This window comes from Streptomyces sp. CC208A (assembly GCF_030010625.1).
GTDB lineage: Bacteria > Actinomycetota > Actinomycetes > Streptomycetales > Streptomycetaceae > Streptomyces.
Genome location: NZ_JASCXN010000004.1, coordinates 80698 through 99684 on the forward strand (window position 1 = coordinate 80698; position 18987 = coordinate 99684).

At 70.7% G+C, this 18987-nt stretch carries 16 protein-coding genes and 1 tRNA gene; 14 read left to right on the plus strand and 3 right to left on the minus strand.

The genetic code is table 11. The features are described from left to right. Nucleotides 1-3: 3 nt before the first annotated feature. The gene (locus QK442_RS06520; RefSeq protein WP_282692873.1) at nucleotides 4-1002 is read right to left on the minus strand and encodes an SMI1/KNR4 family protein; all 999 of its coding nucleotides are present in this window, start codon (nucleotides 1000-1002) and stop codon (nucleotides 4-6) included. 311 nt (nucleotides 1003-1313) lie between these two features. On the opposite strand from QK442_RS06520, the gene QK442_RS06525 reads away from it, so the two are divergent. Both QK442_RS06525 and QK442_RS06530 read left to right on the plus strand, forming a co-directional pair. Further along, a complete protein-coding gene (locus QK442_RS06525) occupies nucleotides 1314-1835 on the plus strand; it encodes a YwqJ-related putative deaminase (protein WP_282692874.1) in 522 nt (173 codons plus the stop codon). A 9-nt stretch (nucleotides 1836-1844) separates the two neighbouring features. Next, nucleotides 1845-2327 carry an SUKH-3 domain-containing protein gene (locus QK442_RS06530; protein WP_282692875.1) on the plus strand — a complete coding sequence of 161 codons (483 nt, stop codon included), beginning with the start codon at nucleotides 1845-1847 and terminating at the stop codon, nucleotides 2325-2327. Here the strand turns inward: QK442_RS06530 and QK442_RS06535 are convergent. Next, a complete protein-coding gene (locus QK442_RS06535; RefSeq protein WP_282692876.1) occupies nucleotides 2324-3634 on the minus strand; it encodes a histidine kinase in 1311 nt (436 codons plus the stop codon). The two genes, QK442_RS06530 and QK442_RS06535, sit on opposite strands and share 4 nt — an antisense overlap. 129 nt (nucleotides 3635-3763) lie before the next feature. Between QK442_RS06535 and QK442_RS06540 the strand changes: the two genes are divergently transcribed. The 8 genes from QK442_RS06540 (at nucleotide 3764) to QK442_RS06575 (ending at nucleotide 10424) form a co-directional block, all read left to right on the plus strand. Then, nucleotides 3764-4636, plus strand: a complete 873-nt coding sequence (locus QK442_RS06540; protein ID WP_282692877.1) for a hypothetical protein — start codon at nucleotides 3764-3766, stop codon at nucleotides 4634-4636. Nucleotides 4637-4642: 6 nt separating this feature from the next. Beyond that, nucleotides 4643-4713: transfer RNA gene (locus QK442_RS06545), tRNA-Gln, on the plus strand. A gap of 109 nt (nucleotides 4714-4822) precedes the next feature. Continuing rightward, nucleotides 4823-6271 (plus strand): bifunctional UDP-N-acetylglucosamine diphosphorylase/glucosamine-1-phosphate N-acetyltransferase GlmU, encoded by a 1449-nt coding sequence (glmU, locus tag QK442_RS06550; RefSeq protein ID WP_282692878.1) that lies wholly within the window; start codon nucleotides 4823-4825, stop codon nucleotides 6269-6271. Nucleotides 6272-6392: 121 nt separating this feature from the next. Next, complete coding sequence (locus QK442_RS06555; protein ID WP_282692879.1) at nucleotides 6393-7367, plus strand: ribose-phosphate diphosphokinase; 975 nt, start codon at nucleotides 6393-6395, stop codon at nucleotides 7365-7367. Between the two features lie 254 nt (nucleotides 7368-7621). Next, nucleotides 7622-8212 carry a 50S ribosomal protein L25/general stress protein Ctc gene (locus tag QK442_RS06560; protein WP_282692880.1) on the plus strand — a complete coding sequence of 197 codons (591 nt, stop codon included), beginning with the start codon at nucleotides 7622-7624 and terminating at the stop codon, nucleotides 8210-8212. An 87-nt stretch (nucleotides 8213-8299) separates the two neighbouring features. Beyond that, a complete protein-coding gene (gene pth, locus QK442_RS06565; protein WP_282692881.1) occupies nucleotides 8300-8896 on the plus strand; it encodes an aminoacyl-tRNA hydrolase in 597 nt (198 codons plus the stop codon). Between the two features lie 49 nt (nucleotides 8897-8945). Further along, the gene (locus tag QK442_RS06570) at nucleotides 8946-9389 is read left to right on the plus strand and encodes a hypothetical protein (protein WP_282692882.1); all 444 of its coding nucleotides are present in this window, start codon (nucleotides 8946-8948) and stop codon (nucleotides 9387-9389) included. A gap of 156 nt (nucleotides 9390-9545) precedes the next feature. Further along, nucleotides 9546-10424 carry an LPXTG cell wall anchor domain-containing protein gene (locus QK442_RS06575; protein ID WP_282692883.1) on the plus strand — a complete coding sequence of 293 codons (879 nt, stop codon included), beginning with the start codon at nucleotides 9546-9548 and terminating at the stop codon, nucleotides 10422-10424. A gap of 70 nt (nucleotides 10425-10494) precedes the next feature. On the opposite strand, the gene ppc is transcribed toward QK442_RS06575, so the two are convergent. Beyond that, nucleotides 10495-13224, minus strand: a complete 2730-nt coding sequence (gene ppc / locus QK442_RS06580) for a phosphoenolpyruvate carboxylase (RefSeq protein WP_282692884.1) — start codon at nucleotides 13222-13224, stop codon at nucleotides 10495-10497. Nucleotides 13225-13461: 237 nt separating this feature from the next. Between ppc and QK442_RS06585 the strand changes: the two genes are divergently transcribed. The 4 genes from QK442_RS06585 to QK442_RS06600 all read left to right on the plus strand — a co-directional run bounded on the left by QK442_RS06585 (nucleotide 13462) and on the right by QK442_RS06600 (nucleotide 18930). Continuing rightward, nucleotides 13462-14445 (plus strand): fatty acid desaturase, encoded by a 984-nt coding sequence (locus QK442_RS06585; protein ID WP_282692885.1) that lies wholly within the window; start codon nucleotides 13462-13464, stop codon nucleotides 14443-14445. Next, nucleotides 14442-15122, plus strand: a complete 681-nt coding sequence (locus QK442_RS06590; protein ID WP_282692886.1) for a TetR/AcrR family transcriptional regulator — start codon at nucleotides 14442-14444, stop codon at nucleotides 15120-15122. The genes QK442_RS06585 and QK442_RS06590 overlap by 4 nt, the downstream gene beginning before the upstream one ends. A 219-nt stretch (nucleotides 15123-15341) precedes the next feature. Then, entirely contained in the window at nucleotides 15342-17000 is a 1659-nt protein-coding gene (locus QK442_RS06595; protein ID WP_282692887.1) for a VCBS repeat-containing protein, read from the plus strand. 220 nt (nucleotides 17001-17220) lie between these two features. Then, entirely contained in the window at nucleotides 17221-18930 is a 1710-nt protein-coding gene (locus QK442_RS06600; RefSeq protein WP_282692888.1) for a VCBS repeat-containing protein, read from the plus strand. Nucleotides 18931-18987 lie beyond the last annotated feature (57 nt).

Here is an 18987-nt window from a genome sequence, read left to right on the forward strand (position 1 = left end):
GGCTCACCCTCCCACCGGGGCCACGGGCACGGCGCGCGCGAAGCCGCCGTCCACCATCAGGTTCGCGACCGTCTCCAACTCCGGCGGATTACCGGCCAGTCGCAGCAGGAACGCGTCGAAATCCTCACCACAGGGCAGCAACAGGCGCTCCACGCGCTCGTTCACCGACCAGCCCGCGGCCTCCTCGCCGCCGTCCCGCGCGTCGTCGTACGCGCAGAACCACACCGAACCGACCCCGGCACCCCGCACCTTCACCGCGACCAGACCACCCTGCACGAACGCCACCCCCAGGTAGTCCTTCGTCAGATGGTCCCGCAGACACTTGTTGACGTAGACGAGGTCGTTGACCCCCGCCTCCTCCCGCACCGTGAAGAACGGCTGGTCCACCAGGAGCCCCAGCTCCGCGTCGAGCGCCGCACCCACCGGCGCGCACCCGCCCGCCGCCTTCAGGAACGAGCGGTACGCCCCCGGCAGCCGATAGCCCAGATCCTCCTCGACGCCCTGCAACTGCTGCTCCGACACCGCCACCCGGCCCTTCGGCAACCCGAAGTGCACCGGACGCGTCTCCTGCAACGGCCGCGTACCCCGCTTGCCGTGGTCCACCGCCGCCGTCGCCACCCCACCGTGATGCCGCAGCAACGCCTTCACCTCGACCGGCACCAGCTCAAGCCGGCGCGAACCCACCACGTGGTGCCACGTCCAGCCGTGCGGCGTCGCCACCGCCGGAATCGTGTCCCACAACTCATGGCCGGTCGCCGCCATCGCCGCGTTCGCCGACACGTAGTCCGTCAGCCGCAGCTCGTCGACGCCGAAACCCTCCGGAGGCTCCGCGATCTCCGCCGCCGCACGCGCGTACGGCGAGAAATCCGGATAACCGCGCTCGTCCACCCGCACCCCACGCGGATGCCGCGAAGCACGCACCGGATCCGGGAAACGCACGACCTGCCCGGCATAGGCCGCGTTCGGTGGCGCGGTGAACTGCCCGAGCCGACCTGTCGTCATGGCGGTTGCTCCCTGCATGGCGTCACTGGCTGCTACTGCTCTGTTCCTCCAGCCGGACGCCACCACACGGCGGCCACGCCCGACCGATCCCGCACAGCCTATGCGCTGCCACAAGACCACGAACCGGCCCGCACCCCCCACCGGCCCACCCCGCACACACACAGTCACCAACCGTCACGAAGCCATGACAAGCCGACCACGGCTCCGGCACACCGGCGCGCCGCCACCCCCACCCAGCTTCCCCATATGGCTCCCTATTTGGCAGGCTGTGCACCGCAACTCGGGGGATTGCAGGAGGGGAAGACCGCACCATGTACGCCAGCACCACGCCCACGCAGGGTGACCCACGCCTCAACTGGAGCAGCGACGACGACACCGGCCGCGCCCCCTCACTGCTCCACCGCCGCGACGGCATCCTGCCCGCCGTCGGCGCCGCCCTCTCCGTCCGCGGCGAAACCCTCACCTGCACCGCAGGACGCGGAGACGCCCCACCCGTCCTCCACCCCCTCGTGCAGGACTTCCTCGACACCCTCACCAGCGGCCAGCGGGAACGCTTCACCGGACGCTGCCCCGAAGCCATCCTGCTCTCCCGGCACCTCACCGCCGCCGAGCACAACCGCTCCAAACGCGCCCAGCGCAAACCCCTCACCGCCGGCGAAGCCCGCCGCAGCCTGAAACACGCCAAGATCACCGCCCGCCGCATCCGCGAGGACGGCGACCCCCTCCACGGCAGCTACGCCGCACCCTGCCGCTCCTGCGCCGCCCTCCTCGACCACTTCGGCGTCCGCAGCATCGCCCCCACCGCACCCTCCGCACCTTCCGAGAACGGCTGACCCCACCCCATGTCCGACACCACCCGCTTCCCCGTCAACGTCGACGCCGCCCTCCGCGACGCCGGCTGGCAGCCCGGACGCTGGGACATCAAACTCGCCGAGGAATGGGCCGACGCCCTCCGCGCCCACGTCTCCCCCGCCGGCCACCGCCACAGCGTCTTCCCCGCCGTCGTCGAAGCCTGGGCCGAATTCGGCGGCCTCCACCTCACCGCCCCCGGCCACGGACGCCACATAGCGCCCGCCACCCTCCGCTTCGACCCCCTCGCCGGCCTCCACCTCGCCCGCACCCTCGGCGACCTCGGCCGCGCCCTCGGCACCGAACTCGCCCCCCTCGGCGAAGAAGGCGACCACCAGGCCGTCCTCGCCATGGACGTCGAAGGCCGCGTCTACAGCCTCGACCACACCGGCGACTGGTACCTCGGCCGCGACATCGACGCCGCCCTCGCCACCCTCGTCACCGGCACCCGCCCCACCCGCCTCACCGCCGGTTAAGCGGTCGCACCCGCCACGGGAATCACCGCCGACACCTTGAAACCACCCGCGTCCGTCGGCCCCGACACGAACACCCCGCCCAGCCGCACGACCCGCTCCCTCATCCCCACCAGACCGTTCCCCCCACTCGGCAGACCCGCGTCCGCCGCACCCGCGTCCGACGGACCGTTCTCCACCTGCACCGCCACCTCGCTCCCCCGGTGCCCGAGCCGCACCACGACCTCCGCGCCCGGCGCGTGCTTGTGCACGTTCGTCAACGCCTCCTGCACCACCCGGTACGCCGTCCGCCCCACCTCCGGCGGACACTCCCCCGGCTCCCCCACCACCACCAGCTCCACCACGGCCCCCGCGAGCCGCGACTGCTCGCACAGCCCCTCCACCGCGCCGAGCCCCGGCCCCTCCTCCGAAGCCGCCGCCTCCGCCGCGGCCGCGGCCGCCCGCCCCACCGCAGCCAACGGCACCGCCGCCGGAACCTCCGCGGGCTCCTCCTCCCGCAGCACCCCCAGCATCTCCCGCAGCTCCGTCAACGCCTGACGCCCCATGTCACCCACCAGAGCCGCGTTCCGCACCGCCTTCTGCGGATCCTTCAACGCCACCGCCTGCAACGCCGCCGCGTGCACCACCATCAACGACACCCGGTGCGCCACCACGTCGTGCATCTCCCGCGCGATCCGCCGCCGCTCCTCCTGCCGCGCCCACTGCGCCCGCTGCTCCGCCCGGTCCGCGAGCAGCGACAACTCCTGCTCCAGCGAGTCCGCCCGCTCCCGCAGGCTCTCCATCAACCGCCGCCGCGCCCCTATGTAGAGCCCGAACAGCACCGGAGGAGCGTTGAGCCCCAACGTCATGAACAGCGCCATCACCGGCACGTACCAGGCACTCGGATCGAAGCCGTCGGCCTGCGCGGCGATGTCCCGCCGCATCTCCACCGCCGTCACGACGAAGACGGCGACCGTCGACATCCCGGCGAGCACCGCCGTGTACCGCCGCGGCACCTCCGACGCCGCCAGCGTGTACAACCCGACGATCCCCATCAGGAAACCCATCTCGGCCGGCGCCACCGCGATCGACACCAGCACCACGGTGATCGGCCACCGCCGCCGCACCAGCAGCACGGCCCCCACCAGAAACCCGATCAGCGCCCCCACGCCGTCCGGCACCCCCGCCCTCCCGGAGAACGCCACCCCCTCGGCGGCACACTCCACCGCCGAGACCAGCGCCAGCCCCCCGTCGAGCACGACACTCCGCCGCCGCGCCCACCACCACCAACCCGCGCCCGGCGCGTCCCGATCTGCCCCCGTTACGGTCATGCCCCCACCCTACGGGCGCCCCTCCGCGGAATCCGCAGGGCGTCAACCTCCCGCACACCAGTCCCTCGAACTGTTGAATCGCCAGCGTTTTCGACCCCAGGCGTCCGCATTCCGAACGACGCTCATCACATGACCGCAGAAATGAACCGGTACGCCGACTTCGAGGGCCTCCGCGCCCAGGCGGTGTCGCTGCGCCGCGAGGGCCTCAGCCGACGCCAGATCCGTGACCGCCTGAAGATCTACAACAACGACCTCCTCCACCGCCTGGTGAAGGGCGAACCCCCGCCGGAGTGGACGAAGCGCCCCCGCGCGAAGGACGACCTCCGCGCCCGCGCCCGAGAGCTCCGCCTCCAGGGCATAACCTACGACCAGATCCAGGTCGAGCTGGGCTGCTCGAAGAGCTCGATCTCGTTGTGGGTACGCGACCTGCCGAAGGTCGACCACCGGACCCCTGCCGAGCAGGGGAGGGAGGCAGCCCTCAAGCGGTGGGCCCACGAGCGCCCCCTGCGCGAGGCGGCCCGTGCGGCAACGGTCCACGAGGCGGCGAAGGCGGTGGGAAAACTGACTGCGAGGGAACTCTTCTTCGCCGGGGTGGCGCTGTACTGGGCCGAGGGATCCAAGAGCAAGCCCCACCGGCGCGACGAGACGGTCGCCTTCATCAACAGCGACCCGGACGTCATCAGGGTCTACCTGGCATGGCTCGACCTCCTGGGCATCGCCCGGGACCGCCTGCGCTTCCGCGTCATGATCCACGAAACCGCCGATGTCGCCGGGGCGGAGAAGTACTGGGCGGACCTCGCAGGCATCCAGCCGTCCGCACTCCAGAAGACCACGCTCAAGAAGCACAACCCCAAGACGGTACGCAAGAACACTGGCGCGGAGTACCGGGGGTGCTTCATCGTCCGCGTCTCGGGCGGCGCCGAGTTGTACCGTCGCATCGAAGGCTCTTGGTACGGCATAGTAGGGGCGGCGACCGCGTCCGATACAGAGAATCGGATATAGCGGTAATCCCGGGTCGTCTAAGGGCAAGACGGTGTCTTTTGGTGTCACTTATGGGGGTTCGAGTCCTCCCCCGGGAGCCCGCCGCCAAGGGCCCTGACCTCCCAGGTCAGGGCCCTTGCTCATGTCCGCCCCGCAACCCCCCGGTATCCTTCGTGCGTCCACCACCCAAAGCCGAAGGGCAAACCCGTGAGCGCCAACCGCCCGGCAGCCGTCGTCGTCCTCGCCGCGGGTGAGGGCACCCGCATGAAGTCCAAGACCCCCAAGGTCCTGCACGAGATCGCCGGGCGTTCGCTCGTCGGGCACGTCGTGTCGGCCGCCCGCGAGCTGGAGCCCGAGCACCTCGTGGTGGTCGTGGGGCACGCTCGGGAGCGGGTGCGGGGGCATCTGGAGGAGGTGTACCCGGGGACCCGTACCGCCGTGCAGGAGGAGCAGAACGGGACCGGGCACGCGGTGCGGATGGCGCTGGAGGAGCTGGGGGCGGCGCCCGAGGGGACCGTGGTCGTGGTGTGCGGCGACACGCCGCTGCTGTCCGGCGGGACGCTGAGGGCGCTCGCGGAGACGCACGCCGCCGACGGGAACGCCGTGACCGTGCTGACGGCGGAGGTGCCGGACTCGACGGGGTACGGGCGGATCGTGCGGGACGCGGCCAGCGGGGCCGTGACGGCGATCGTCGAGCACAAGGACGCCTCGCCGGCGCAGCTGGCGATCCGGGAGATCAACTCCGGCGTGTTCGCCTTCGACGGGGCTCTGCTCGCGAGCGCGATCAAGCAGCTGCGGACGGACAACAGCCAGGGTGAGGAGTACCTCACCGACGTGCTGTCGATCCTGCGTGAGGCCGGTCACCGGGTGGGCGCGTCCGTCGCCGCCGATCACCGGGAGATCCTCGGCATCAACAACCGGGTGCAGCTCGCGGAGGCCCGTGCGCTGCTGAACCGGCGGCTGGTGGAGGCCGCGATGACGGCCGGTGTGACCGTGGTCGATCCGGCCTCCGTGGTCCTGGACGTGACCGTGACGTTCGAGCCGGACGCGGTGATCCACCCGGGTACGCAGCTGCTTGGCGCCACGCACATCGCGGAGGACGCCGAGGTGGGGCCGAACACGCGGCTGAAGGACACCACCGTGGGGCGGGGGGCGCGGGTGGACAACGCCGTGGCGGACTCCGCCGTGATCGGCGACGGGGCCTCGGTGGGTCCGTACGCCTATCTCCGTCCGGGCACGACGCTGGGTACGAAGGCGAAGGCCGGTACCTACGTGGAGATGAAGAACGCGACGATCGGCGAGGGCACGAAGGTCCCCCATCTGTCGTACGTGGGTGACGCGACGATCGGCGACCACTCGAACATCGGCGCGGCGAGCGTGTTCGTGAACTACGACGGTGTCGCGAAGCACCACACCACGATCGGGTCCCACTGCCGGACCGGGTCGGACAACATGTTTGTGGCTCCCATCACGATCGGGGACGGTGTCTACACCGCCGCCGGGTCGGTGATCACGAAGGACGTGCCGGCCGGTGCGCTGGCCGTGGCGCGGGGCCAGCAGCGGAATATCGAGGGTTGGGTCGCCCGGAAGCGGCCCGGGAGCGCGGCCGCGCAGGCGGCCGAGGCGGCCTCCGAGGGGTCGGCCGGCGAAAGCTGACCGGAAACAGGTACGTCGAAGTCGGCGTACCGTGATACGTGCACACAAATTCGGCTGGTTCGCACACGCGCACGGGAGCGCGGGTCTTGCGGCCAGGGAACACGTCTGAGGAGACAGTGCTGTGACCGGGATCAAGACGACCGGCGAGAAGAAGCTGATGCTCTTCTCCGGCCGCGCCCACCCCGAGCTGGCCGAGGAGGTCGCGCACCAGCTGGGTGTCGGTCTCGTTCCGACCAAGGCGTTCGACTTCGCCAACGGTGAGATCTACGTCCGCTTCCAGGAGTCGGCGCGTGGCGCGGACTGCTTCCTGATCCAGAGCCACACGGCTCCGATCAACAAGTGGATCATGGAGCAGCTGATCATGATCGATGCTCTGAAGCGGGCTTCGGCCCGGAGCATCACCGTGATCGTCCCGTCGTACGGCTATGCCCGTCAGGACAAGAAGCACCGCGGCCGTGAGCCGATCTCGGCCCGTCTGGTGGCGGACCTGATGAAGACGGCGGGTGCGGACCGGATCCTGACCGTGGACCTGCACACGGACCAGATCCAGGGCTTCTTCGACGGCCCGGTGGACCACCTGTCGGCGCTGCCGGTGCTCGCGGACTACGTGGGGGGCAAGGTCGACCGCGAGAAGCTGACGATCGTCTCCCCGGACGCGGGTCGCGTGCGGGTCGCGGACCGCTGGTGCGACCGTCTGGACGCGCCGCTGGCGATCGTGCACAAGCGTCGCGACAAGGACGTCGCCAATCAGGTGACGGTGCACGAGGTCGTCGGTGACGTGCGGGGCCGTGTGTGTGTCCTGGTGGACGACATGGTCGACACGGGCGGCACGATCTGCGCGGCTGCCGAGGCGCTGTTCGCGCACGGTGCCGAGGACGTCATCGTGACGGCGACGCACGGCATCCTGTCGGGTCCCGCGGCGGACCGGCTGAAGAACTCGAAGGTGAGCGAGTTCGTGTTCACGGACACGCTGCCGGTGCCGGGTTCGCTGGACCTCGACAAGATCACGGTCCTTTCGATCGCGCCGACGATCGCGCGTGCGGTGCGTGAGGTGTTCGAGGACGGTTCGGTGACGAGCCTGTTCGAGGAGCACTGAGCCTCGGAGCGTGCCGGTGGGGGCCGTCTTCCCGTTCGGGAGGGCGGCCCTCCGGCGTTTCCGGCGCGGGTGCGGGTCCCGTGATCCATTTGGGGGGTCCGGGGCGGGCGGGTAGACTGCTGGGGTTGCTCGGCGAGGGAGGCCGTACCCGTTCGAGGGTCGGCGACTCCGTTATCGACGCGCTCTTCGTAGCAGGCCATCGCCAGTCGTGGCCGGGTGACAGTCGTATCCGTCACCACATACGAGGAGTGCACATGTCCGAGGTGAAGCTCGCCGCCACCGTCCGCACCGAGTTCGGCAAGGGCGCCGCCCGCAAGATCCGCCGCGCCGCCGCCGTTCCCGCCGTTCTCTACGGCCACGGCTCGGACCCGGTCCACCTGACGCTGCCGGCGCACGACACCGCCATGGCGCTGCGTACCCCGAACGTCCTGCTGTCCCTGGACATCGAGGGCCGCGGCTCCGAGCTGGCCATCCCGAAGGCCGCCCAGCGCGACCCGCTGAAGGGCTTCCTTGAGCACGTCGACCTCCTCCTCGTGAAGCGTGGCGAGAAGGTCACCGTCGAGGTTCCGGTCGTCGCCGAGGGCGAGCTGGCCGCGGGTGGCAACCTGCTGGAGCACGTCCTGAACACCCTCTCGGTCGAGGCCGAGGCCACCCACCTGCCGGAGTCCGTGACGGTCTCCGTCGAGGGCCTGGAGGCCGGTGCCTCCGTCACCGCCGGTGACATCGCGCTGCCGCAGGGCGTCACCCTGGTGACCGAGGCCGACGCCGTGGTCCTCCAGGTCCTGGCCGCCCAGGCCGAGGAGCCGGCCGCCGAGGCCGAGGGCGAAGAGGCCGCCGAGGCCTGAGCCGTAGGCTCTTGTCCGACGTGACGGGGTGACGGGCCGCACGGCCCGTCACCCCGTTTCTTTGTGTGTGCGTGTGAGGAGAGTGCGATGACCGACGACGCGAACGCGCCCTGGCTGATCGTCGGCCTCGGCAATCCGGGGCCGGAGTACGCGGGGAACCGCCACAACATCGGCTTCATGGTGGTGGATCTGCTGGCGGAGCGGATCGGCGGGAAGTTCAAGCGGGCGCAGAAGGCGCAGGCGCAGGTCGTGGAGGGCCGGCTCGGTCCGGTGGGCCCGGCCAACCGGCGGGTGGTGCTGGCGAAGCCGATGTCGTACATGAACCTGTCGGGCGGTCCGGTGACGGCGCTGCGGGACTTCTACAAGGTGCCGACGGCGCATGTGGTGGCGATCCATGACGAGTTGGACATCGACTACGCGACGCTGCGGCTGAAGCTGGGCGGCGGGGACAACGGGCACAACGGTCTGAAGTCGATGACGAAGGCGATGGGGCCGGACTACCACCGGGTGCGGTGCGGGATCGGGCGTCCGCCGGGCCGGATGCAGGTGGCGGACTTCGTGCTGAAGGACTTCTCGTCGACGGAGCGCAAGGAGCTGGACTGGTTCGTGGACCGGTCGGCGGACGCGGTGGAGTGCCTGGTGACGGAGGGCCTGGAGCGGGCGCAGTCGGCGTACAACTCCTGAGGTTTTCCGTGGGCCGGGTTTCGGCCGTACGACTGTACGATCGCGGGTCATGACGCACGTCCGCAACGCCGCCATGGTCCTCGTCGCCGTCCTGCTCGTCGTGGCGGGGGTGTGGGCGTCGTGGGGTTCCGCGCAGCACGTCCTGTTGTCGAAGGGGCGTGAGCACGGGACGCTGACGGTGACGGGGTGTACGGACGAGTGGTGCAGCGGGAGTTACGTACCGGGTGAGCCGGGTTCGCCGCGGCGGACGCTGACGATCGCGCGGTCGGTGGCGGCGGGGCCGGGGTCGGTGGTGCCGGTGGTGGTGAAGCCGGGGACGGACGAGGGGGTGCGGACCGGCTGGGGCGGGCGGCTGCACGCGTGGCTGCCGCTGGGCGGGGCGCTGCTGCTGGCCGCGCCGCTGGTGGCGGGGGGTCTGCGGATGCGGCGGACGGCCTGGGGGCTGGCGGGTGCGGGCGGGGCGCTGGTGGTGGCGGCGTTCCTCGCGCTGTGACGTACTCGGTGACGTACTCGCGGGTCTGACCAGATTCAACCAGTTCCTGGCGAGATTGTTATGCGCTACCGGGTTAAGCGAGGTTTAAAGCGACGGATAGGCTGCCCCCCGCCACCTCCCACGGCATTCCCTCATCCGACAGATGGACGACTGCACATGCGACGCTCCCTCATTCCCGCCGCCACGCTTGTCGCGGCCATGACGGGCTCCCTGATCCTCGCGGGTCCTGCTTCCGCTTCGGAGGGCAAGACCTACGAGCTGCCGCTGCACCAGACGACGCCGATCAAGGCCGCCGACTTCGAGCAGGGCGACTGCCCCGACACGATCCCGGCCGACAAGGACGGGTGGCACTTCGTCATCCCCGGCAACGGCGTGGACTTCGTCAAGCTGACGGTCACGTTCGACAACGGCGACCCGATCGAGGTCACCTCCTTCGGCCCGCCGAAGAACGACCACGCGTACGTGGCCTCGGACGCCGGTGCCGAGCTGACCTCCGCCGTCGCGCTCGTGAACGGCGAGGTGAAGCAGGGCTGGTTCAACCTGTCCCACACCTGCGCGGCGGAGGAGGAGACCACCACCGGTGGCAACTCCAGCGGCGAGACCACCACCGGTGAGACCACCACGGGTGAGACCACCGGCGAGACCACCACGGGTGAGACGACGACCGGCGAGACCACCACCGGTGAGACGACGACCGGCGAGACCACCACCGGTGAGACGACGACCGGCGAGACCACCACCGGTGAGACGACGACCGGCGAGACCACCACGGGCGAGTCCACCGCGACCGGTGAGACGACGACCGGCGAGACGACCGCCACCGGCGGTTCGACCACGGGTGAGACCACCTCGACCGGTGGTTCCGCCTCGGGCGACGTCAAGGGCGAGACGGACACCAAGGGCGGCTCCGAGGGGGACAACCTCGCGGAGACCGGCGCCAGTGGCTCGGTCGGCATCATGGCCGCCGTCGCCGCCGCGCTCGCGGGCGCCGGTGCGTTCCTGGTGCTGCGCCGTCGCAAGGCCGCGCAGAACTGACGTACCCCGTCATGAGAGAAGTGCCCCCGCGGGATTCCCGCGGGGGCACTTCTTCGTTCTGCGGCCGGCGTCAGCCGGTGTTGCGGAGGCCCGCCGCCACGCCGTTGACGGTGAGGAGCAGGGCCCGTGCGAGCAGCGGGTCCGGTTCCTCGCCGGCCGCTGCGGCGGCGCGCTGGCGGGCGAGGAGGGCGACCTGGAGGTAGGAGATCGGGTCCAGGTAGGCGTCGCGGATGGCGAAGGTCTGCTGGAGGACGGGCTGGGAGTCGAGCAGCTTCTCGCCGCCCGTCACCTTGAGGACCTCCTCGACGGTGAGCGCGTGCTCGGCCTCGATGGTGGCGAAGACGTGCTTGAGCTCGTCGGGGACGAGGGTGTCGACGTAGTGGCGGGCGATCCGCAGGTCGGTCTTGGCGAGGGTCATCTCCACGTTGGAGAGGAAGTTGCGGAAGAAGTGCCAGCGCTCGTACATCTCGCCGAGGACGGCGTCGAGCCCGGCCTCGCGCAGGGCCTTGAGGCCGGAGCCGACGCCGTACCAGCCGGGGACGATCTGGCGGGACTGGGTCCAGCCGAAGACCCACGGGATGGCGCGGAGTCCGTCGAGGCCGGCGCCGGAGTCGGGACGGCGGGACGGCCGGGAGCCGAGGTGGAGGTCGGCGAGCTGGTCGACGGGGGTCGCCGCGAAGAAGTAGGCGGGCAGGTCGGGGTCCTCGACCAGCTTGCGGTACGCGGTGTGGGCGGCGTCGGAGACGGTGTCCATGGCCGCGTCCCAGCGGGCGAGGGCCTCGTCGGACTGGCGGGGGGCGGTGTGCAGGGCGGAGGCCTGGAGGGTGGCGGCGACCGTCAGTTCCAGGTTCTCGCGGGCCAGCGAGGGGATGAGGTACTTGTCGGAGATGACCTCGCCCTGCTCGGTGACCTTGATCTCGCCCTCCAGGGTGCCCCAGGGCTGGGCGAGGATCGCGTCGTGGGAGGGGCCGCCGCCGCGGCCGACGGTGCCGCCGCGCCCGTGGAACAGCCTCAGCCGGACCCCGTAACGGTGGGCGACGTCCCTCAGCCTCCGCTGTGCGCGGTGGATCTCCCACTGGCTGGTGGTGATGCCGCCGAACTTGGAGGAGTCGGAGTAGCCGAGCATGACCTCTTGGACGTCGCCGCGGAGGGCGACGAGGCGCCGGTAGGAGGGGTCGGCGAGCATGTCGTTGAGGATGACGTCGGCGGCCTTGAGCTCGTCGGTGGTCTCCAGGAGCGGGACGATGCCGATCTTGGCCCAGCCTGCGTGGAGGTCGACGAGGCCGGCCTCGCGGGCGAGGACGGCGGCGGCGAAGACGTCGTCGGCGCCCTGGCACATCGAGATGATGTAGGACTCGATGACCTCGGGGCCGAAGCGTTCGAAGGCTTCCTTGACGGTGTGGAAGACGCCGAGGGTCTTCTGCCCGGCCGCGTCGAGCGGGGCGGGGGTGGGGGCGAGGGGCCGCCTGGAGCGGAGTTCCTTGGCGAGGAGGCGCTGGCGGTAGTCGCGGGGCATGTCGGCGTACCGCCAGGACTCCTCGCCGAGGCGGTCGAAGAGCTGGCCGAGGGCGTGGTGGTGGGCGTCGGCGTGTTCGCGGACGTCCATGGTGGCGAGCTGGAGGCCGAAGGCGGCGAGGGTGCGGATGGTGCGGTCCATGCGGCCGTCGGCGAAGAGGCCGCCGCGGTGCTCGCGCAGGGAGGTCTGGATGAGGGTGAGGTCGCGGATGAGTTCGGCGGTGCCGAGGTAGTCGCGGCCTTCCTGGTGGGGGGTGCCCTGGGCGAGGCGTTCGCGGGTGTTGAGGAGCTTCTGGCGGATGCAGGTGGCCTTGAGGCGGTACGGCTCCTCGGCGTTGAGCCGCTTGTAGCGGGGGCTGATCTCGGGGAGGAGGTCCAGGTCGCGCTGGAGGGAGTCCAGGAGTTCCTGGGTGGCTCCGGTGTAGCGGATGGAGTTGGAGAGCAGTCCGCGGAGGAAGTCGATGAGTTCGAGGGCGTCGGTGATGCCGTGCTCGTGCTGGAGGATCAGGACGTCCCAGGTGACCTGGGGGGTGACGTTGGGGTTGCCGTCGCGGTCGCCGCCGATCCAGGTGCCGAAGGTGAGGGGGCGGGTGCCGGCGGGGAGCTGGTAGCCGACGCGTTCCAGTTCGGCGGCGAGGTCCTCCAGGACGTCGCCGACGGCCTCGGCGTGGAGTTCGTCGAGGTAGTAGATGGCGTTGCGGGCCTCGTCGGCGGGCTCCGGGCGGACGACGCGGAGTTCGTCGGTCTGCCAGATGAGGTCGATGTTCTCGGCGAGGCGGAGGTCGTGGCGGCGCCGGTCGGCGTCGATGACGGGGGTCTCCAGGAGGGCGCCGATGCGGCGGAGCTTGTTGAGGACGGAGCGGCGGGCGGCCTCGGTGGGGTGCGCGGTGAAGACGGGGCGCACGTTGAGGTTCTTGACCGTCTCGCGTACGTGGGCGGGGTCGCCGTCCTTGAGCATGTCGGCGGTGCGGGCGAGGAGGCCGCCCTCGGCGGCGCGCTTCTCGCGGAGTTCGCGGCCGCGGTGGACCTGCTCGGTGACGTTGGCGAGGTGGAAGTAGGTGGAGAAGGCGCGGACGAGCTTGGCGGCCGTCTCCAGTTCGACGCCGCGCAGCAGCTCGGCGGCGGCTTCGCCGTCCTCGCGGGTGAGGCTGCGGACCTTCTCGACGAGGTCGAGGAGGTCGTGACCCTCCTGGCGGACGATGGTCTCGCCGAGGAGGTCGCCCAGTCGGCGGATGTCGGCACGCAGCTCGGCGTTGGTCGTGGGGGTCTGGTCGGCACTGCTCACAGGTGCGGCTCCTTGCAGTGTTCAAGCACGTCTGGAGGGTTCTGGAGGCTTGCGGACCGCGCTGTCCGACGTCCCCAGGATAGGTGTCCATTCCCTGGACGGGGGCGAGGGTCCCGCTTGTGCCCTCTTGCCGCGTGCCGCGGCGCTGCCATACTTACGTCGCCGTAGGTTACGGCTCCGTAGCCTCGGCCCGATCCTCTCCCGTGCACCCCACACCCTCACCCCCCAGGGATACGTATGACCATCAGCCCCGAAATGACCTCGGCGTCCGGCACGCCCGACGCGGACCAGGAACCGCCCTCCGCGACGCTCGGCGGGGACAGCAAACGTTCGATCGAGCAGATCACCCTGCTCCTGTTCATCGCGGTGCCGTTCGTGGCGCTGGTGGCGGCGGTGCCGCTGGCGTGGGGCTGGGGGGTGAGCTGGCTGGACCTGGGGCTGATGACGGCGATGTACTACATCGGCTGCCACGGCATCACGATCGGTTTCCACCGCTATTTCACGCACGGTTCCTTCAAGGCGAAGCGGCCGCTGCGGATCGCGCTCGCGATCATGGGCTCGCTGGCGGTGGAGGGCCCGCTGGTGCGGTGGGTGGCGGACCACCGCAAGCACCACAAGTTCTCGGACGCGGAGGGTGACCCGCACTCGCCGTGGAAGTACGGCGAGACGGTCCCGGCGCTGCTGAAGGGCCTGTGGTGGGCGCACATCGGCTGGATGTTCGACGAGGAGCAGACGCCGCAGCACAAGTACGCGCCGGACCTGATCAAGGACCCGGCGATCCGGCGGATCTCGCGCCAGTTCGTGCTGTGGACGATCGTGTCGCTGGCGATCCCTCCGCTGGTGGGCGGTCTGGTGACGTGGTCGTGGTGGGGCGCCTTCACGGCGTTCTTCTGGGGTTCGCTGGTCCGGGTGGCCCTCCTCCACCATGTGACGTGGTCGATCAACTCGATCTGCCACGCGGTGGGCAAGCGCCCGTTCAAGTCGCGTGACCGTTCGGGGAACGTGTGGTGGCTGGCGGTCCTGTCGTGCGGCGAGTCGTGGCACAACCTGCACCACGCGGACCCGACGTCGGCCCGGCACGGCGTCCTGAAGGGTCAGGTGGACTCCAGCGCGCGGCTGATCCGCTGGTTCGAGCTGGCGGGCTGGGCGTCCGACGTGCGGTGGCCCGCGCGGTCCCGTATCGACGCCCGGCGCCAGGACAAGGCCGCGAACGCGGCATGATGGAGAATGTGGCGATCGACGGCAGTTCCAGCAGCAGCAGCGAGCAGAAGCCCCGGCGCGGCCGCCGGGTGAGGATGACCGGCGCCGAGCGCCGGGAGCAGCTTCTGGACATCGGCCGGACGCTCTTCGCGGCGAAGGGCTTCGAGGGCACGTCGGTGGAGGAGATCGCGGCGAGGGCCGGGGTCTCCAAGCCGGTGGTGTACGAGCACTTCGGCGGCAAGGAGGGCCTGTACGCGGTCGTGGTCGACCGGGAGATGCGCCAGCTCCTCGACGGCGTGACGGGCGCCCTGACCGCCGGCCACCCCCGTGAGCTCCTGGAGCAGGCGGCCTTCGCGCTCCTCGACTACATCGAGAACCACACGGACGGTTTCCGGATCCTCGTACGGGACTCCCCGGTGGCCCAGTCGACGGGCACGTTCGCGTCCCTGATCAGCGACATCGCCACCCAGGTCGAGGACATCCTGGGCCTGGAGTTCAAGGCCCGCGGCTTCGACCCGAAACTGGCCCCCCTGTACGCGCAGGCCCTGGTGGGTTCGGTGGCGCTGACGGGCCAGTGGTGGCTGGACGTCCGCAAGCCGAAGAAGGCGGAGGTCGCGGCGCATCTGGTGAACCTGGCGTGGCACGGTCTCGACGGGCTTGAGCAGAAGCCGCGGCTGATAGGGCACCGGAAGAACTGACCGGGGAGGCACCGGCCGTCGCGCCGACCTGACGGATCACGAAAAGATTCGTTGCCATCTGAACGATCAAGGTTATGATCCCCCCACATCCGGGGGGGTGTTCGCCCTCCGCACGTGCCCTTTCCCGCCGTGCGGAGGTGGTGCGGGCCCCTGTCCCGGTACCTGTACTCACATCCCCAGGGGGGGATCATCTTGCGTTCTGTTTTCTCCGGGCGTCGTGTGGCCGCGTGCACCGCGCTCGTCCTCTCCGCCGGCATGCTCCTCGCGACCCCGGCGTCGGCCGACGTGCCGGTGCCGCGTCCGCCGGCCGAGAAGCCGGCGTCTTCCGAGGTGCTGCCGACCCAGCCGCTCGTGCCGCGGGCCGAAGGCCGGGCGGGCGCGGCGGCGGCCACCGCCGTCGACCCGTCGCTGTCCGACGTCGACGGCGACGGCTACGAGGACACCCTGTTCCGTGCCATGGACGGCAAGGCCCACGTGGTCGGGACCGCCGGGTACTCGGGGCAGTTCGCGCTGGGCTACCACGAGGACATCCCGAAGGACATCATCCCGATCGGCCAGCAGAACGGCTCCGGGGGTCCCGAGGTCCTCGTCCTCTCCGAGAACGGCACGATGACGCTGTTCCAGGACGCCGAGGCGACGGGCTCGTACGAGTACTCCAGGGTCGGCACCGGCTGGCAGATCTACAACAAGGTCATCTCGCCCGGTGACGTGAACGGCGACGGCCGTGCCGACGTCCTCGCCCGCACCCACGGCGGTGAGCTGTACCTGTACCTGGGCACCGGCCACATGACGGGGCCGCTCTCCACCCGGAAGCGGATCGGCGGCGGCTGGGGCGTGTACGACCAGGTCGTCGGCGTCGGGGACAGCACCGGCGACGGCCGGGCCGACGTGTACGCCCGCGACTTCTCCGGCCGGCTGTGGTTCTACGCCGGCACCGGCGACCTCAGCCGCCCGTTCGCCACCCGCCGGTACATCGGTGGCGGCTGGGGCGTGTACAACCAGCTGATGCCCGCGGGCGGCGGCACGCTGGCCGCCCGGGACAACGCCGGCACGGTGTACCTGTACCGTCCGCTGGGCGGCGGCGTCCTGTCCCCGCGCGCGAAGGTCAGCGACACGGGCGGCTGGCGCGGCGTCGCGCAGTTCGCGAACTCCGGCAGCGTCCCGTACACGGGCAAGGGGGGCGTCATCGCCCGGTCCCACGGCGGCACGCTCTACTGGTACGGCAACACCACCCGGGGGTTCCTGGGCGCCCGGCAGCAGCTCGACGAGCCCGGTGACTGGGACGGCATCAACCTCACCCACATCTCCTCGCTGAACCCGGACGGCGTGTCCGACTTCGCGGTGGTCCACGAGGGCGGCCTGTACACCACCGGCGGGTTCATCGGCTGGGGCTGGGGCGTCTACAACAGCCTCGTCGGTCCGGGCGACCTGAGCGGCGACGGCAAGGGCGACCTGCTGGCGCGCGACCGTGACGGCGTGCTGTGGCTGTACCGCGGCAACGGCTACGGCACCGCGTTCGCCTCGCGGGTGAAGGTCGGCGGCGGCTGGGGCACGTACAACAAGCTCCTCGGTGCCGGCGACTACACCGGTGACGGCCGCACCGACCTGCTGGCCCGCTCCAAGGCCGGTGACCTGTACCTGTACGCGGGCACGGGCCAGGCGAGCTCGCCGTTCAAGGGCCGGGTGAAGATCGGCGGCGGCTGGGGCGTGTACAAGCACCTCGTGGCCCCCGGCGACCTGAACGCCGACGGCAAGGCGGACCTGCTGGCCGCGACGTCCGACGGCACGCTGTACCGCTACACGAACACCATGCCGGGCAAGTTCTCGGCGCGGACCAAGCTCGGTACGGGCTTCCAGGTCTACAACCTGATGAGCTGACGCTCCCGGGCCTCTGAGCAGCGGCGTCGTGCACCGGAGCTCCGGTGCACGGCGTCCTGTTCGCCCTCCGTTCGCCGTGCTGTCGGCGGCGGAGGTTACACTCACGCCATATCCGGGGGGATGTTCGCCCTTCGTACGCCAGGACGCGCGCGAAGGCGGTGCGGACCTCGCTCCGGTACCCACATTCTTCTGCTCCCCAGGGGGGGATCCCTTGCGTTCCGTGTTCTCCGGACGCGGTCGCCGCGTCGCCGCGTGCACCGCTCTCGCCCTCTCCGCCGGCATGCTGCTGGCCACCCCCGCGTCGGCCGACGACGCCACTTCGGCCGCGCGCGCCTTCGCCGAGAAGCGACAGGCTTCCGCCGACGGCCCGAAGAAGACCCTGTCGTCCTCGCAGGCGGGCTCGACCCGCGCGGGCGCCCTGGCCGCCCAGGCCGTCTCGCCGCTCCTGTCCGACCTGGACGGTGACGGCGTCGACGACGTCATCTACCGCGACGAGTACGGCTTCCTGAACGCGGTCGTCGGCGACGTCACGTGGCCGTTCGGCGACTTCGAGGCCCCCGTCGCGAAGGACGTCATCCCGATCGGCAACCAGGGCGGCGGTGCCCTCCCCGAGGTGCTCACCGTCTCCGAGACCGGCACGCTCACCCTGTACAAGGACAACAGCGAGATCGGCAGTGTCGACGCGAACGACAACTACCGTCCCGGCGTCCGGGTGGGCGGCGGCTGGCAGGTCTACAACAAGATCGCCTCGCCCGGTGACGTGAACGGCGACGGCCGCGCCGACGTGATCGCCCGCACCCACGGCGGTCAGCTGTACCTGTACATCGCCACCGGTGACCTGACCAAGCCGCTCGGCGGCCGCATCCTCGTCGGCTCCGGCTGGGGCGTCTACGACCAGCTCGTGGGCCTCGGCGACGGCAACGGCGACGGCAGGGCCGACCTGTACGCCCGCGACACCGCCGGCACCCTGTGGTTCTACTCCGGCACGGGCGACAAGGCCAAGCCGTTCGCGACCCGCAAGTCCATCGGCGGCGGCTGGAACGCCTACACCCAGATCGTGGCCGGCGGCCACGGCAGCCTGCGGGGCCGCGACCTCAACGGCACGATGTACTTCTACGCGCCCAACGGCAACGGCACTCTCGCCCCGCGCGTGAAGGAGGGCGAGACGGGCGCCTGGAAGGACGCCGCCCAGATCGCCAACGCCGGCAGCATCCCGTACCTGGGCCGCGACGGCGTCCACGCGCTGACCCCGGGTGGCTCGTGGTACTGGTACCAGAACACCACCACGGGCAGGCTGGCCGCCCGTGAGACCGTCGACAACCAGAACTCGTTCCCGAACGACAACCTCTTCGGCCTGTCCTCGATGGACGACGACGGCATGTCCGACCTCGGTCACATCGTCAACGGCTACTTCTTCGTCAACGGCGGGCTGATCGGCGGCGGCTGGGGCATCTACAACTCCGTCGTCGGCCCCGGCGACCTGAGCGGCGACGGCAAGGGCGACCTCATCGCCCGCGACAGGAGCGGCGTCCTGTGGCTGTACAAGGGCAACGGCCTGGGCACCGCCTTCTCGACCCGCGTGAAGGTCGGCTCCGGCTGGGGCGTCTACAACAAGATCATCGGTGCCGGCGACTACACCGGTGACGGCCGCACCGACCTGGTGGCCCGCACCACCACCGGCGACCTGTACGTCTACCCGGGCACGGGCAACGCCACCACGCCGTTCAAGACCCGCGTGAAGGTCGGCTCCGGCTGGAACACGTTCAAGCAGCTCGCCTCCCCCGGTGACCTGAACGCGGACGGCAAGGGCGACCTCATCGGCGTGAACGGGGCGGGTGAGCTGTACCGCTACCTGAACACCTCGCCGTCGAAGTTCGCCCCGGCGGCCAAGATCGGCACGGGCTTCCAGATCTACAACCGGATCGGCTGAGGCCCCACGGCACCCCGCGGGGGCCCGCACCGGACGTTCCGGTGCGGGCCCCCGTCC

Excerpts from the sequence above, each read along its gene's own strand:
- QK442_RS06520 (WP_282692873.1), bottom strand. The coding sequence starts at position 1,002 with ATGACGACAGGTCGGCTCGGGCAGTTCACCGCGCCACCGAACGCGGCC.
- QK442_RS06525 (WP_282692874.1), top strand. The coding sequence starts at position 1,314 with ATGTACGCCAGCACCACGCCCACGCAGGGTGACCCACGCCTCAACTGG.
- QK442_RS06530 (WP_282692875.1), top strand. The coding sequence starts at position 1,845 with ATGTCCGACACCACCCGCTTCCCCGTCAACGTCGACGCCGCCCTCCGC.
- QK442_RS06535 (WP_282692876.1), bottom strand. The coding sequence starts at position 3,634 with ATGACCGTAACGGGGGCAGATCGGGACGCGCCGGGCGCGGGTTGGTGG.
- QK442_RS06540 (WP_282692877.1), top strand. The coding sequence starts at position 3,764 with ATGACCGCAGAAATGAACCGGTACGCCGACTTCGAGGGCCTCCGCGCC.
- QK442_RS06560 (WP_282692880.1), top strand. The coding sequence starts at position 7,622 with ATGTCCGAGGTGAAGCTCGCCGCCACCGTCCGCACCGAGTTCGGCAAG.
- pth (WP_282692881.1), top strand. The coding sequence starts at position 8,300 with ATGACCGACGACGCGAACGCGCCCTGGCTGATCGTCGGCCTCGGCAAT.
- QK442_RS06570 (WP_282692882.1), top strand. The coding sequence starts at position 8,946 with ATGACGCACGTCCGCAACGCCGCCATGGTCCTCGTCGCCGTCCTGCTC.
- QK442_RS06575 (WP_282692883.1), top strand. The coding sequence starts at position 9,546 with ATGCGACGCTCCCTCATTCCCGCCGCCACGCTTGTCGCGGCCATGACG.
- QK442_RS06585 (WP_282692885.1), top strand. The coding sequence starts at position 13,462 with ATGACCATCAGCCCCGAAATGACCTCGGCGTCCGGCACGCCCGACGCG.
- QK442_RS06590 (WP_282692886.1), top strand. The coding sequence starts at position 14,442 with ATGATGGAGAATGTGGCGATCGACGGCAGTTCCAGCAGCAGCAGCGAG.